13 protein-coding genes and 1 pseudogene are annotated in these 14,337 nt (G+C 71.4%); 11 read left to right on the top strand and 3 right to left on the bottom strand.

Annotation, left to right across the window (positions count from 1 at the left end):
* Positions 1-59: 59 nt before the first annotated feature.
* The 3 genes from M2271_RS24585 (at position 60) to M2271_RS24595 (ending at position 1,558) form a co-directional block, all read left to right on the top strand.
* Positions 60-527, top strand: coding sequence for an N-acetyltransferase (locus tag M2271_RS24585; RefSeq protein ID WP_280889487.1), 468 nt, complete (start codon positions 60-62; stop codon positions 525-527).
* 19 nt (positions 528-546) lie between these two features.
* The gene (locus tag M2271_RS24590) at positions 547-1,368 is read left to right on the top strand and encodes a serine hydrolase domain-containing protein (protein WP_280889488.1); all 822 of its coding nucleotides are present in this window, start codon (positions 547-549) and stop codon (positions 1,366-1,368) included.
* Between the two features lie 76 nt (positions 1,369-1,444).
* Positions 1,445-1,558, top strand: a complete 114-nt coding sequence (locus tag M2271_RS24595) for a DUF397 domain-containing protein (protein WP_280889489.1) — start codon at positions 1,445-1,447, stop codon at positions 1,556-1,558.
* Positions 1,559-1,677: 119 nt separating this feature from the next.
* Here the strand turns inward: M2271_RS24595 and M2271_RS24600 are convergent, their stop codons facing one another.
* Positions 1,678-2,331 (bottom strand): pirin family protein, encoded by a 654-nt coding sequence (locus M2271_RS24600; protein WP_280889623.1) that lies wholly within the window; start codon positions 2,329-2,331, stop codon positions 1,678-1,680.
* 71 nt (positions 2,332-2,402) lie between these two features.
* On the opposite strand from M2271_RS24600, the gene fasR reads away from it, so the two are divergent.
* The 5 genes from fasR (at position 2,403) to M2271_RS24625 (ending at position 7,404) form a co-directional block, all read left to right on the top strand.
* Positions 2,403-3,605: a fatty acid biosynthesis transcriptional regulator FasR gene (gene fasR / locus M2271_RS24605; RefSeq protein WP_280889490.1), complete on the top strand. Its 1,203-nt coding sequence runs from the start codon at positions 2,403-2,405 to the stop codon at positions 3,603-3,605.
* A gap of 89 nt (positions 3,606-3,694) precedes the next feature.
* Positions 3,695-4,651, top strand: coding sequence for an ACP S-malonyltransferase (locus M2271_RS24610; protein ID WP_280889491.1), 957 nt, complete (start codon positions 3,695-3,697; stop codon positions 4,649-4,651).
* Positions 4,652-4,668: 17 nt separating this feature from the next.
* On the top strand, positions 4,669-5,700 hold the full coding sequence (locus tag M2271_RS24615) for a ketoacyl-ACP synthase III (RefSeq protein ID WP_280889492.1): 1,032 nt from the start codon (positions 4,669-4,671) through the stop codon (positions 5,698-5,700).
* A gap of 86 nt (positions 5,701-5,786) precedes the next feature.
* On the top strand, positions 5,787-6,035 hold the full coding sequence (locus tag M2271_RS24620) for an acyl carrier protein (protein WP_280889493.1): 249 nt from the start codon (positions 5,787-5,789) through the stop codon (positions 6,033-6,035).
* Positions 6,036-6,123: 88 nt separating this feature from the next.
* Positions 6,124-7,404, top strand: a complete 1,281-nt coding sequence (locus tag M2271_RS24625; protein ID WP_280889494.1) for a beta-ketoacyl-[acyl-carrier-protein] synthase family protein — start codon at positions 6,124-6,126, stop codon at positions 7,402-7,404.
* 117 nt (positions 7,405-7,521) lie between these two features.
* On the opposite strand, the gene M2271_RS24630 is transcribed toward M2271_RS24625, so the two are convergent.
* Positions 7,522-8,016, bottom strand: a complete 495-nt coding sequence (locus M2271_RS24630) for a DUF3145 domain-containing protein (RefSeq protein ID WP_280889495.1) — start codon at positions 8,014-8,016, stop codon at positions 7,522-7,524.
* A 291-nt stretch (positions 8,017-8,307) separates the two neighbouring features.
* On the opposite strand from M2271_RS24630, the gene M2271_RS24635 reads away from it, so the two are divergent.
* Entirely contained in the window at positions 8,308-9,201 is an 894-nt protein-coding gene (locus M2271_RS24635; protein ID WP_280889624.1) for an SGNH/GDSL hydrolase family protein, read from the top strand.
* Between the two features lie 136 nt (positions 9,202-9,337).
* Here the strand turns inward: M2271_RS24635 and M2271_RS24640 are convergent, their stop codons facing one another.
* Positions 9,338-11,854 (bottom strand): glycoside hydrolase family 3 C-terminal domain-containing protein, encoded by a 2,517-nt coding sequence (locus M2271_RS24640; protein ID WP_280889496.1) that lies wholly within the window; start codon positions 11,852-11,854, stop codon positions 9,338-9,340.
* Between the two features lie 199 nt (positions 11,855-12,053).
* Here M2271_RS24640 and M2271_RS24645 point away from each other — a divergent pair, with 199 nt between their 5' ends.
* Positions 12,054-13,343 carry a pyroglutamyl peptidase gene (locus tag M2271_RS24645; protein WP_280889497.1) on the top strand — a complete coding sequence of 430 codons (1,290 nt, stop codon included), beginning with the start codon at positions 12,054-12,056 and terminating at the stop codon, positions 13,341-13,343.
* Between the two features lie 312 nt (positions 13,344-13,655).
* Positions 13,656-14,021, top strand: a pseudogene (locus tag M2271_RS24650) (transposase family protein); the annotation flags it as partial.
* Positions 14,022-14,337: the final 316 nt, after the last annotated feature.

Raw genomic sequence — 14,337 nt, forward strand, 5'->3', positions numbered from 1 at the left:
GCGGATCCGGTAAGAAATCGACGGGACACGACGCGGGCGCACTGGTTAGCGTGCGGGGTATGAGTCTCGTACGTCGTGCCACGGCCGAGGACGCGCAGGAAGTGCTGCGGCTGCGTCAGGTGATGATCGATTCGCTGTCCGGCTCGGACCCCGGCACCGAGTGGCACGTGCCTGCGTCACCGGTGTTGCGGGACCGCCTCGCGCGGGACGAGGACTTCGCGGCCTTCGTCGTCGACCATCCCGAGCGGCCGGGAGCGCTCGCCGCCCTGGTGGTCGGGACGGTCGACTACCGGATCGGTAAGGCCGCGAATCCGCACGGGAAGGCCGGGTACGTCTTCAGCGTCGCCACCGACCCGGACGCCCGCCGCCGCGGTTACGCGCGCGCCTGTATGGACGAACTGCTCCAATGGTTCCGCGAGCGGGGAGCCGGGCAGGTCCTCCTCACCGCGTCCGCCGAGGCCGAGCCGCTGTACGCCTCTCTCGGCTTCGTCCGCAAGCCGGACCCCGCGATGAGCCTGCAGCTCTGAGCCGCCTAGGCTCATCCACATGCCCTTGCAGAGCCTCGCGTTGATCGAGAACTGGCCGGTTACCACCGCCTCGGCGGCCGTCGTCCGCGCCGACGGGACGCTGCTCGGCTCCCACGGCCCGGCCGGGCACCGCTTCCCGCTGGCCTCGGTCACCAAGCCCCTCGCGGCCTACGCCGCCCTCGTCGCGTACGAGGAGGGCGCGATCGACCTCGACGAGCCGGCCGGGCCCCCCGGGTCCACGGTCCGGCATCTGCTCGCGCACACCTCGGGGCTGGCCTTCGACGAGCACCGGGTGACGGCCCCGCCCGGGCAGCGGCGGCTGTACTCCAACGCCGGTTTCGAGCAGCTCGGGGACCACATCGCCAAGGCCACGGAGATCCCGTTCGCCGAGTACCTGCGGCAGGCGGTGCTGGAGCCGCTCGGGATGACGGCCACGGCGCTGGAGGGCTCTCCGGCGAAGGACGGCGTGTCCACGGTGGACGACCTCGTACGGTTCGCGGCCGAGATCCAGGCACCCCGGCTGCTCGACCCGCGTACGGTCGCCGAGGCGATGACGGTCCAGTACCCGGGGACGAAGGGCGTGCTGCCGGGATACGGGCACCAGAACCCGAACGACTGGGGGCTCGGCTTCGATATCCGGGACGGCAAGTCCCCCCACTGGACCGGGGCCACCTCCTCCCCGCGCACCGTCGGACACTTCGGCCAGTCCGGTACGTTCCTGTGGATCGACCCCGCCGCGCAGGCGGCCTGCGTGGCCCTCACCGACCGCGCTTTCGGGCCCTGGGCGGTCGAGGTGTGGCCGGCGTTCACGGACGCGGTGCTCGCGGAGTTGCGGGGCTGAGGGGACCTCCTGGTCAGTGCACGCGCGGTGGCGTAGGTCCAGCTACAGCGGAAGTACCGGCGGCGATTGCGTCGAGGTGGCCGACGGTTTCCCCGGCGTCGTCCCCGTCCGCGACAGCAAGAACCCCACCGGACCCGCGCTGCTCGTCCGCCCGGACGCCTGGCGGGTCTTCGTGGACGGGCTCCGTTAGAAAGCGGGCCCGTTCGAACGAAGGCGCGCGAGGCCGACCGCCGCGTTACAACCCGCCTGGCGGCGGGGCCACGGCGGTCGGCCTGCGGCCCCTGGATCACGTGGTGGTCACGGACCGCGTCACCGTGACATCTCCCACAGCAGCAGCTCCGCGCCCGTCACCCCCACCGCCTCCAGGTCCGTCGCGTCCGTGATCCGTGCCGCGTCACCCGGCCCCAGCACCTCGCCGTCCAGGCTCACTTCACCGCGTACGACGTGCGCGTACACGTACGCCCCGTCCGGCACCGCCGTCCGCTCCCCCGCTGCCAGGCGCCGTACGTGGAGCATCACGCCGGCCGCCGGGACGGCGTACGGCGTGGCGTCCGCGATGCCGGGGACGATCTCGTACGCCGGGTCGCCGCCGGACTCCAGCGGGGCCAGCCACATCTGGACGAAGGTCAGGGGCAGCGGGCCGTCGTTGCGCTCCACGTGCCGGACGCCGGCCGCCGAGCTGAGGCGCTGCACGTCGCCGGGGCGCACGATCGTCTCGTGGCCGGTCGAGTCGCGGTGGGTGAGCTCGCCCTCGGTCACCCAGGTCACGATCTCGGTGTGGCTGTGCGGGTGCTCGTCGAAACCGGCGCCGGGGGCGAGGCGTTCCTCGTTGCAGGCGATCAGCGCGCCGAAGCGGAGGTTGTCGGGGTCGTAGTGCGGGCCGAAGGAGAAGGCGTGCAGTGACTCGATGCCGGCCTCCGGGTCGCCGCCTCGGAAGCGCTCCGTCGCGCGCCGTACGTCCATCACGGACACCACGGTAGTCCTCGCCCCACCCGGCCACGCGCTCCGCCGTCCCGATAAGGCAGTCTTGTCCCGTGCCCGAACCAGAGACCCACCGCCCCGGCGCCGCAGTGCCCGTCCACTCGCACCCCGCGACTCTGAAGCGGCTGGAGAAGTCGTCCGGCAGTCTCGCCGCGCAGGCGATCGCGCGCATGGACGACACGCTGCCGTGGTACCGGGCGATGCCCCCGGAGAACCGTTCCTGGATCGGACTGGTCGCCCAGGCCGGTATCGCCGCGTTCACCGAGTGGTTCCGGCATCCGGACGCCCCCCAGGCCATCTCCACCGACGTCTTCGGGACCGCGCCCCGCGAGCTGACCAGGGCCATCACCCTGCGCCAGACCGTCGAGATGGTGCGCACCACGATCGAGGTCATGGAGTCGGCCATCGACGAGGTGGCGGCCCCCGGGGACGAGAACGTCCTGCGCGAGGCGCTGCTCGTGTACGCCCGCGAGATCGCCTTCGCGACCGCCCAGGTGTACGCCCAGGCCGCCGAGGCACGCGGCGCCTGGGACGCCCGGCTGGAGTCGCTCGTGGTGAACGCCGTGCTGAGCGGCGAGGCCGACGAGGGGGCCGTGTCCCGGGCCGCCGCGCTGGGTTGGAACTCGCCCGAGCATGTGTGCGTGGTGTTGGGGACGGCGCCCGACGGTGACAGCGAGCTGACCGTCGAAGCCATCCGGCGGGCCGCCCGGCACGCCAAGCTCCAGGTCCTGACCGGGGTGCTCGGTACCCGGCTCGTCGTCATCGCCGGCGGCAGCGACAACCCCCTCGCCGTGGCCAAGTCGCTGATCGGCCCTTATGCGGCGGGGCCGGTCGTCGCGGGGCCCGTCGTGCCCGATCTGCTCGCCGCGATCCGGTCCGCGCAGGCCGCCGCCGCCGGGCTCAAGGCGTGTTCCGCCTGGCAGGACGCCCCGCGGCCGGTGCTGGCCGACGATCTGCTGCCGGAGCGCGCGATGGCCGGTGACCCGGGCGCGCGTGAGCAGTTGGTGGAGGAGATCTACAGACCACTGGAAGAGGCCGGGTCGGCGCTCCTGGAGACACTCTCCGTCTATCTTGAACAGGCGAGCAGTCTGGAGGGCGCCGCGCGTATGCTCTTCGTTCATCCCAACACCGTGCGCTACCGGCTCCGACGTGTGACTGACGTCACCGGCTGGTCGCCCTCCGATGTGCGTTCGGCGTTCACGTTGCGTATCGCGCTCATCCTGGGGCGGCTGGCCGACGGCGATCCCCAGTCCTAGGCTTTTGTCGGGGGTCCACAAAACCCCCTCCCGTTCTTCGTCCCTGTCCCCACGGGCGGCGGTGGCCGTCCACAAGAGAGAGTGTGAGAGTGCTCGTACTCGTCGCTCCCGGCCAAGGCGCCCAGACGCCCGGCTTCCTGACTCCCTGGCTCGAACTCCCCGGTGTCCGCGGCGCCCTCGAGGCGTGGTCCGACGCCGTGCAGCTCGACCTGATCCGCTACGGCACCGACGGGGACGCGGAGGAGATCCGCGACACCGCGGTGGCGCAACCGCTGCTGGTCGCGGCCGGACTGGCCTGCGCGTACACGCTCTTCGACGACCCGGCGGACCTGCCCCGCAAGGTCGGCGCGATCGCCGGGCACAGCGTCGGCGAACTGACCGCGGCCGCGCTCGCCGGGGTGCTCCCCGAGGAGGAGACCCTCCGGCTGGTGCGCACCCGTGGCCTGGCCATGGCCGAGGCGGCCGCCGTCACCGAGACCGGTATGTCGGCGCTGCTCGGCGGTGACCCCGAGGTGACGGTCGCGCACCTGGAGAAGCTGGGCCTGACCCCGGCCAACGTCAACGGCGCCGGCCAGATCGTGGCCGCGGGCACGCTGGAGCAGCTCGCCGCGCTGAACGAGGACAAGCCCGAGGGTGTCCGCAAGGTCGTCCCGCTGAAGGTGGCCGGCGCCTTCCACACGCACCACATGGCCCCCGCGGTCGACGCGCTGTCGAAGGCCGCCGAGTCCCTGACACCCGCCGACCCGAAGCTCGCCTACGTCTCGAACAAGGACGGACAGACCGTCGCCACCGGCGCCGAGGTCCTGACGCGGCTGGTCGGCCAGGTGGCCAACCCGGTGCGCTGGGACCGGTGCATGGAGACCTTCAAGGAGCTCGGCGTGACCGCGCTGATCGAGGTGTGCCCCGGCGGCACGCTGACCGGTCTCGCCAAGCGGGCGCTGCCCGGCGTGCGGACGCTGGCGCTCAAGACCCCCGACGACCTCGACGCTGCTCGCGAACTCATCGCAGCGACTGCTGCACCTGCCGCTGACGCGGCGGGCGCCTGACAAGGAGCCTGGAGAGCATGTCGAAGATCAAGCCCAGCAAGGGCGCCCCGTACGCGCGGATCCTCGGTGTCGGCGGCTACCGCCCCACCCGGGTCGTGCCGAACGAGGTGATCCTCGAGACGATCGACTCGTCCGACGAGTGGATCCGCTCGCGCTCCGGCATCGAGACGCGGCACTGGGCGAACGACGAGGAGACCGTCGCCGCGATGTCGATCGAGGCGTCCGGCAAGGCGATCGCCGACGCCGGGATCTCCGCCGAGCAGATCGGCGGCGTCATCGTGGCGACCGTCTCGCACTTCAAGCAGACCCCCGCCGTCGCCACCGAGATCGCCGACAAGCTCGGCACGAACAAGGCCGCCGCCTTCGACGTCTCGGCGGGCTGCGCCGGTTTCGGCTACGGCCTCACCCTCGCCAAGGGCATGATCGTCGAGGGTTCGGCGGAGTACGTCCTCGTCATCGGCGTGGAGCGGCTGAGCGACCTGACCGACCTGGAGGACCGGGCCACGGCCTTCCTGTTCGGCGACGGCGCCGGCGCGGTCGTGGTCGGCCCCTCCGCGGAGCCGCACATCGGTCCGACCGTGTGGGGTTCCGAGGGCGACAAGTCCGAGACGATCAAGCAGACCGTGCCGTGGACCGAGTTCCACGCCGGCGATGTCTCCAAGCTCCCGCTCGACAGCAAGGGCAACATCAAGTTCCCTGCTATCACGCAGGAGGGCCAGGCGGTGTTCCGCTGGGCCGTGTTCGAGATGGCGAAGGTCGCCCAGCAGGCGCTGGACGCGGCCGGGATCACCCCGGACGACCTGGACGTCTTCATTCCCCACCAGGCCAACGAGCGGATCATCGACTCGATGGTGAAGACGTTGAAACTGCCGGAGCACGTCACGGTCGCGCGTGACGTACGCACCACCGGCAACACCTCGGCTGCCTCGATTCCGCTCGCCATGGAGCGGTTGCTGGCGACCGGCGAGGCGAAGAGCGGCGACACCGCGCTCGTCATCGGCTTCGGGGCGGGTCTCGTGTACGCCGCGACGGTCGTTACCCTCCCCTAGGCACGCCGTGCCGGATCATCATCGGATCCGGTGCGGAACACGAAACACCGCCACACCCTGTGGATTACTACGAAGGAGCGCCTGACATGGCCGCCACTCAGGAAGAGATCGTCGCCGGTCTCGCCGACATCGTGAACGAGATCGCCGGCATCCCGGTCGAGGACGTCCAGCCGGACAAGTCCTTCACCGACGACCTGGACGTCGACTCGCTGTCCATGGTCGAGGTCGTCGTCGCCGCCGAGGAGCGCTTCGACGTCAAGATCCCCGACGAGGACGTCAAGAACCTCAAGACCGTCGGCGACGCGACCAGCTACATCCTCAAGAACCAGGCCTGAGCCACCGCTCAGGCCGGCTGCCTGGCCCCGCCACCCGGCGGTGGCGCCGCTGAATCCTGAATCCCGATCCGTTGGAGAAAGAATTCCCGTGAGCTCGACCAATCGCACCGTGGTCGTCACCGGTATCGGCGCAACCACACCGCTGGGTGGCGACGCAGCCTCTACCTGGGAGGGCCTGATCGCCGGCAAGTCCGGCGTCACGCCGTTGAAGCAGGAGTGGGCCGCCGCGCAGGCGGTCCGCATCGCCGCTCAGATCGCCGTGGAACCGACCGAGGTCATTCCGCGGCCGCAGGCCCGCCGCCTGGACCGTTCGGCGCAGTTCGCGCTGGTCGCGGCCATGGAAGCATGGAAGGACGCCGGTTTCACCGGCAAGGCCGGGGAGGTCGGGTCCGACGGGATCGTCGACCCCGACCGGCTCGGTACGGTCATCGCCTCCGGCATCGGGGGCGTGACGACCCTGCTCGACCAGTACGACGTGCTGAAGGAGAAGGGCGTCCGCCGCGTCTCCCCGCACACCGTCCCCATGCTGATGCCGAACAGCCCCTCGGCCAACGTGGGCCTGCTCGTGGGCGCCCGGGCGGGCGTGCACACGCCGGTCTCCGCGTGCGCGTCGGGCGCCGAGGCCATCGGCTACGCCATCGAGATGATCCGCACGGGCCGCGCCGACGTCGTCGTCGCGGGCGGCACGGAGGCGGCGATCCATCCGCTGCCGATCGCCGCGTTCGGCAACATGATGGCGATGTCCAAGAACAACGACGACCCCGAGGGCGCCTCGCGTCCCTACGACACCGGCCGCGACGGCTTCGTCCTGGGCGAGGGCGCCGGCGTGATCGTCCTGGAGTCCGCCGAGCACGCCGCCAAGCGCGGGGCGCGGGTGTACGCCGAGGCGGTCGGGCAGGGCATCTCCGCCGACAGCCACGACATCGTGCAGCCGGAGCCGGAGGGGCGGGGCATCTCGCACGCCCTGCAGAACCTGCTGGACCGCACCGACCTGGACCCGGCGGAGATCGTGCACGTCAACGCGCACGCGACGTCGACGCCGGCCGGTGACGTGGCCGAGCTGAAGGCCCTGCGCAAGGTGTTCGGCGACGACGCCGACCACATGGCGGTCTCCGCCACCAAGTCGATGACCGGTCACCTCCTCGGCGGCGCCGGCGGTGTGGAGTCGGTGGCGACGATCCTCGCCCTGTACTACCGGGTGGCTCCGCCGACCATCAACGTGGAGAACCTCGACCCCGAGGCCGAGGCCAACGCGGATGTCGTGCGCGGCGAGGCGCGCAAGCTGCCCGTCGAGGGCCGGATCGCCGCGTTGAACGACTCGTTCGGGTTCGGCGGTCACAACGTGGTGTTGGCGTTCCGTTCGGTCTGAGAAGCGTCCGTAGAGTCCGTAGCGTCCGTACGAGCGTGAAGGGTCCCCGCCGGCTGGTGGGGACCCTTCACGTCTGTCGGGGGCTTCGCGTCCCGTGGACTCACACCAGCCATGGACTCACACCACTTGGTGCAGCCAGCGGACCGGCGCTCCCTCGCCCGCGTACCTGAACGGTTCCAGCTCGTCGTCCCAGGGTTTGCCCAGGAGCTTGGCGAGTTCGGCCTCCAGGTCGGTCTCGCCCCGCTGGGAGCGCTGCAGAGCCGCGCGGATGCGGTCCTCGGGGATGAGGATGTCGCCGTGGATGCCGGTGACGGCGTGGAAGATACCGAGGTCGGGGGTGCAGCTGTAGCGCTCGCCCTCGGCCCTGGGGCAGGGCTCGGCGGTGACCTCGAAGCGGATGAGCTGCCAGCCCCTCAGCGCCGAGGCCAGTTGGGAGGCGGTGCCGGCCTCGGCCTGCCAGGAGAACTCGGAGCGCCAGGTGCCGGGCGCGGCGGGCTGCCGGATCCAGTCGAGGTTGACGCGTGTGCCGAGCACCCCGGCGACGGCCCACTCGACGTGCGGGCACAGCGCGCGCGGCGCGGAGTGCACGTACAGAACTCCACGTGTCGTCACCGGGACCTCCGGGCAGAGCGGGACAGTCTTGCAGGCTGGCACGGCGGCGGTGGCGGGCAGCCGCGTTGATGGCGAGGCTACCGTGCGGCGGGGCGAGGAGTGTGACGTACCGTCGGTCCCGTTGCCCCGAAACGCCCACCATTCACCCGACAGGACGCCAGTACGGGTGGGAAACGTTCGACGGAGCGTGGTCGGGAACTCGCGCGCGTTGTTATGGGGGAAGGGCAGTGGGGGATCAGGATGGGGGAATCCGTCGCCGCCGTGACCGTCGACCGAGGGGATCACCACCGGATGCGGAAGCTGGGCCATCGCTCGCGTACCGTTCTCGCCGCTGCGGCGGTGGCCGTTCTGGGGGTCGCCGGCTGTGATGCCGTCGGTGGTGACGCGCCGGGCCCGAGCGGCGCCGGCGCACAGAAGGCGAAGCCGTCCCCGACGCCGACGTGGGACAGCAGTCCGGCCTCCGTCGCGGCCGTCGGCGACTCCATCACCCGCGGCTTCGACGCGTGCGCGGTGCTGACGGACTGCCCCGAGGTGTCCTGGGCGACCGGTGGCAGCGCCGAGGTCGACAGTCTCGCCGTACGGCTGCTGGGGCGGGCGAAGGCGGCCGAGCGGAGCTGGAACTACGCCGTGACCGGGGCGCGGATGGCGGACCTGCCCGGCCAGATGGGCCAGGCGGCGGCGCGTAGGCCGGACCTGGTGGCGGTGATGGTGGGGGCGAACGACGCCTGCCGGGCCAGCACGGCGGCGATGACCTCGGTGACGGGCTTCCGTGCCGACTTCGAGGACGCGATGAGCACGCTGCGCAGGGCGGCGCCCAAGGCGCAGGTGTACGTGGCGAGCGTGCCGAGCCTGAAGCGGCTGTGGTCCGAGGGGCGGACGAACCCGCTGGGCAAGCAGGTGTGGAAGCTGGGCATCTGCCCGTCGATGCTGGGCGACGCGGACGCCCTGGACGCGGCGGCCACCGGGCGGCGGGACACCGTGGAGAAGCGGGTCGAGGACTACAACAAGGTGCTGGAGTCGGTCTGCGCCAAGGACCGCCACTGCCGTTTCGACGGAGGCGCGGTGTACGACTACCGCTTCGGCACCGGCCAGCTGAGCCACTGGGACTGGTTCCACCCGAGCGTGAACGGCCAGGCGCGGCTGGCGGAGATCGCCTATCGGACGGTCACGGGGAAGAGGGCGTGACCGAGCCGCGCCTCGCCCGGCGAACGTGAAAGCCCCGGCCCGGGGGTCAGGTTCCGGGCCGGGGCTGCTTGTGGGAGAGGTTCCCGGATCAGACGGTGATCGTCGCGGTGCGTCAGACGTCAATCGTCACGGTGCGTCAGACGTCAATCGTCGCGGTGAGCCGGCGGTCGGAGATCGAGCGGCCCGCCTGGATGTCGTACGAACCCTTCACATATGACCACGAACCGGTCTTCTCGTTCCAGATCTCGAAGGCGCGGCGGGGCAGTTCCACGGTGGTCTCGACGATCTCGCCGGGCGCGGCCTCCACTCCCGCGAATCCGGCCAGACGGCGGGCCGGGCGCTCGGCGTCGGGCTCGACGGGGGCCAGGTAGACCTGGACGACCTCACGACCGGGGCGGGTACCGGAGTTGCGGACGCGGACCGTCACGCTCGTGCCGCGCACCTCGACGGACTCGTAGGTCCAGTCGGTGTAGCCGAGACCGTGGCCGAAGGGGTACGAGGGGGTCCTCCCCTCCTTCTCCCAGGCACTGTAGCCGATGAAGACGCCCTCGGAGTACGGGAGTTCCCCGTTGTCGGGGACGACCTGGGTGACCGGGGCGTCGGTCAGGGAGCCCCAGGTGGTGGGCAGCCGGCCGCCGGGCTCGTCAGCGCCGGTGAGGACGTCCGCGAGGGCGGCGCCCCCCTCCTGGCCGGGGAACCAGCTCAGCAGGACGGCGGCGACCTCGTCGCGCCACGGGAGTTCCACCGGGGAGCCGGAGTTGACGACCACCACGGTGTTGGGGTTGGCGGCGGCGACCGCGTGGACCAGGTCGTCCTGGCGGCCGGGGAGGGTGAGGTCGGTGCGGTCGAAGCCCTCCGACTCGACGCGTTCGGTGGTGGCGACCACGACGACGGCCGTGTCGGCGGCGCGGGCGGCGGCCACGGCCTCGGCGATCAGCTCGTCGGGATCGCGCTGGGGCTCCTGGTGGGCGAGGGTGAAGGAGACGACCCTCAGCGGGAGGCCCTCGGGGAGCCGGACGACGTGGGTGAGGGAGACCTCGACCGGGCGCCCCGCGGTGAGTTCGACCTGGGCGCGGGGTTCCGGGGCGCCGAAGAAGGTGAGGAACGGGTCGTCCGAGGTGGGGCGCTGGACGTCGTCGTAGTGGGTGGTGCCGTCGACGCGCAGGGTGAAGGCGCCGAGGCCCTTGATGCCGAAGGTGTGCGGGCCGGACTCGCGCGGGGTGAAGGTGCCGGTGAGTTCGACGGTGTGGAGGGCGGCGTGGGTGACGCCCTCGGGCAGGTCGTCACCCATCCACTGGACGTGGCCGTTCGGTGCCGGGCCGGTGCCGATGACCGTGCCGGCGGTGTCGCGGCAGACCGCGTGCAGCTCGAAGCCCTTGTCGGCGACGGCGAGTTCGGTGTTCGGGTCGGCGCCGACGCCGTAGGTGAGGGAGCCGTCGGGCAGGGCGGCGGTGAGGCCGTCGAGCGGGGAGACGATGTGCGCCGGGAAGACGGTGGCGGAGCCGCCGCCGAGGACGCGTGCGTCGCGGGCGGCGGCTCCGATGAGGGCGACGGTCCCGTTCGGCTTCAGCGGCAGGACACGCTCCCCCGCAGGCTCCCCGTCACGCTTCCTGTCCCGCCCCCCGCCGGGCGCTTCGTTGCGCGCTTCGTTGCGCGCTTCGTTGCGTACGAGGACGAAGGAGCGGCGGGCGATCTCTCGGGCCAGCGACTCACCGTCGACGGTCCGGGGCAGTTCGGTGACGACCGGATCGGCGCCCGCGAGGATGCCGAGGCGGGCGGCGAGCCGCAGGACGTTGCGGACAGCCGTGTCGACCTTGGCCTCGGCCACCTCGCCGTCCCGGACGGCCCGGGCGAGGGCCTCGCCGTACACGGTCTGCGGGCCGGGCATGGCGACGTCGAGGCCGCCCTCGATGGCGCCGACGGTGGCCCGGGCGGCGGTCCAGTCGGAGACGTTGAAGCCGTCGAAGCCCCATTCGCCGCGCAGGATCTCGTTCACCAGGTGGTGGTGCTCGGTCATCGTGGGGCCGTTGACCGAGTTGTAGGCGGTCATGATGCCCCAGGGGTGGGCGTTCTCGACGATCGCCTCGAAGGGGGCGAGATACAGCTCGCGCAGGGCGCGCTCGGAGACCCGGTTGTTCACGGTGAACCGGTCGGTCTCGGCGTCGTTAACGACGAAGTGCTTGACGGTGGTGCCGACGCCGCCGGACTGGACGCCGGTCACATAGGCCGCGCCGATCCGTCCGGTCAGGTACGGGTCCTCGCTGTAGGCCTCGAAGTGACGGCCGCCGAGCGGGGAGCGGTGCAGGTTGACGGTGGGTGCGAGCAGCACGTGGACGCCCTTGCGGCGGGCCTCCTGGGCGAGCAGCACCCCTGCCCGGCGGGCGAGTGAGGGGTCCCAGGTGGCGGCCAGTGCGGTCGGCGAGGGCAGCGCGACCGACGGGTCGTCGGCGGTCCAGCGCACCCCCCGGACGCCGATGGGGCCGTCCGACATGACCAGGGACGGCAGGCCGATCTCCGGGAGGGCGGGCAGGGACCACATGTCCTGGCCGGCCAGGAGGCGGGTCTTGGCGTCCAGGTCGAGCGTGCGGAGGGCGGCCTCGACGGCGGCCTCGCGGGTCTCGTCGACGGGGGTGGTGCGCAAGGGTGCCGCCATGGCGGTGCCTCCTCATTGACGCGTCCGTGCGGTGCGTCCATCGTGCATCAGGGATGAACACTCCGGCGCCCGCTGACGATTTCCGCCGCCGGAGTCACGCCCCATGGCGCACACATGGCGCAGACCACTTCTGTCACGGGATACTGCGGCGGTTCGGGAGCAACGCTTCCCCCACGGTGACAGAAGGGCCTGAACTGCCTTGACTTCTCTACGTGTTCGGATCGGCGTCCTCACGCTGACCCTCCTGGCGGGCCTGGCCGCCCCCACGGCCGACGCGGCAACCGACCCGGCGACCGGGGCCGCGCTCACCCCCTCGCTTTCCGCCTCGTCCTCCCCCACCGTCGAGGAGCGGCGGCTCGACGGGGCGGTGCCGCAGGAGATCCTCCGGCGGTCCGGGTTCGACGCCCTGACTGCGGAGTTCGCGCGGGAACTGGGCTCGGCGGGCTCGTACGCCGAGGCCCGCCGGCTCGTCCTACGCGAGGGTTCGGCGCTGTGGCGACGGGCCGTGGAGCGGGCGCAGGGGCGGGGGCCCCAGGGAGGGGACCTCAGCCGGGACGACGATCGGCCGTTGTACTGGGCGCGGCTGACGATGACCCGTCAGGCGCGCACCTGGACGCCGGGCTTCGGACTGTCCGACACCCGACGGGCCGCGCTGGTCGACACGTTGGAGCGGACCTCGCGCGGGCAGACCACCGTCCACTATCCGCACGGCAGGAAGCTGAAGCGGATCCTGGTCACCGGGTTCGATCCGTTCACGCTGGACCAGGACATCCGCATCTCCAACCCGTCCGGGGCCACCGCGCTCGCGCTCGACGGCACGGTGATCGAGACGGCGGACGGGCCGGCGCGGATCGAGACCGTCGTCTTCCCGGTGCGCTGGAAGGACTTCACGGACGGGACGGTGGAGCGGGCGCTGCGGCCGTATCTGAGGAAGGTGGACCTCTTCACCACCGTGAGCCAGGGGCGGGTGGGCCGCTTCGACGTGGAGCGGACCAACGGGGCCTGGCGGGGCGGTTCCGGGGACAACGACGCCATCGGCGTGACCGGGACCGTCCCGGTCCGCGACCCGGCCTCGCAGCCGCAGTGGACGACGACGACCCTGCCGTACGCGGAGATCGTCGCCGCGGACACCGGACGGTTCCCCGTGTACGACAACACACAGGTGACCGAGATCCCGGCGGGCGGCACCACGCCGGTCGTCCGGCCGGACGGGCCGACGCCCGGGTCGATCGCCCGCGCGGGCGGCGGCGGGAACTATCTGTCCAACGAGATCGCCTATCGGGCCACCTTGCTGCGGGACCGGCTGGGGCTGCACGACGTGCTGCCGGGCGGGCACGTGCACACGCCCGTACTGCAGTTCGGAACCGGCAACACGAACCCGGCGACCGGAACGGTGACCGACCCGGGGTTCGTACGCAACCGGCTGGACATCATCGCCCAGGTGCGGTCGATCCTGACGGTGGCGGCCAAGGGGCGGGGCCTGGGGTAGTTATGCATACGCGCGGCGGAGGCGACATCGTTGGCGTCCGCTGCGCTGCATGCGCTCTGCGGTCCACTTGCGATGACGGCGAGACGTTGGACGGGATTCGATGGCTGGCGACAACAGAAGAAGTGGATCTCGGATATTGGGTGCTGTTCGCGCGAGGACTGAGCGCGGCTGATCTGTTGACGCGGTGTGGATTGGACGTGGACCCCAATCTGGTGCTGACCCGGGAAGGGCTCTGGCCCGTAATCGGTGGTAACGAAGGGTGACGGTTGTCGTTGGCATGGTGTGCGCGATGTCAATGAGCTTGTGGCGGTGGTGTTTTCAGGATTGTCGGCCCTGGTCATCGAGGGGGTGACGGGCGAGGGTGAGGTCATCCGGGTGTCGGCGCGGACCCGGGACGATCCGGTGCCGTGCCCCGCGTGCGGGACGCGAACAGCGCGGGTGCACGGGTTTCATGGGCGGGTGCTCGCAGACTTGCCGGTGGACGGACGGCGGATCGTCGTCTCGGTGCGGGTCCGCCGCCTGGTGTGCCCGGTTCTCGACTGCCCGCGGCAGACGTTCCGCGAGCAGGTCCCCGGCGTCGTGGAGCGCTACCAGCGCCGCACCAACCGCCTGACCAACCAACTGAACTCCGTGGTCAAGGAGTTAGCGGGCCGGGCGGGCGCCCGCCTCTGCCGCGCCGCTGGACTCCGCGAGGCGTCCTGCGAACCATTCACCCGACCGCTCAAGCTCCTGGGCATCAGCTGACGCCAACAAGATCACCGCGACTTTGAATCAGCCCTGCCCTGCCCGGAAGCAGCCCGGAGCTCACGCGTACGAGGTCGGACGTAACCCTACGCGTATACCAGGACGCCCTTTTGCCGGATCGACGGATTCCCCAAGCTTCACCGACCGGCCCACGCCGTCAACATGCCGCCGGATCCACGCTGTTGCCCGCTGACGCTCTCACTGGCGGCGGGCACGCTGCCCATCCGACGAACTGTCAGGGGCAGCGTTT

The organism is Streptomyces sp. LBL (genome assembly GCF_029893585.1).
Taxonomy (GTDB): Bacteria; Actinomycetota; Actinomycetes; order Streptomycetales; family Streptomycetaceae; genus Streptomyces.

Bases quoted from the DNA above. Each gene is read 5' to 3' on its own strand.
- M2271_RS24615 (WP_280889492.1), top strand. From the start codon at position 4,669: ATGTCGAAGATCAAGCCCAGCAAGGGCGCCCCGTACGCGCGGATCCTC.
- M2271_RS24600 (WP_280889623.1), bottom strand. From the start codon at position 2,331: ATGGACGTACGGCGCGCGACGGAGCGCTTCCGAGGCGGCGACCCGGAG.
- M2271_RS24585 (WP_280889487.1), top strand. From the start codon at position 60: ATGAGTCTCGTACGTCGTGCCACGGCCGAGGACGCGCAGGAAGTGCTG.
- M2271_RS24640 (WP_280889496.1), bottom strand. From the start codon at position 11,854: ATGGCGGCACCCTTGCGCACCACCCCCGTCGACGAGACCCGCGAGGCC.
- M2271_RS24590 (WP_280889488.1), top strand. From the start codon at position 547: ATGCCCTTGCAGAGCCTCGCGTTGATCGAGAACTGGCCGGTTACCACC.
- M2271_RS24620 (WP_280889493.1), top strand. From the start codon at position 5,787: ATGGCCGCCACTCAGGAAGAGATCGTCGCCGGTCTCGCCGACATCGTG.
- M2271_RS24635 (WP_280889624.1), top strand. From the start codon at position 8,308: ATGCGGAAGCTGGGCCATCGCTCGCGTACCGTTCTCGCCGCTGCGGCG.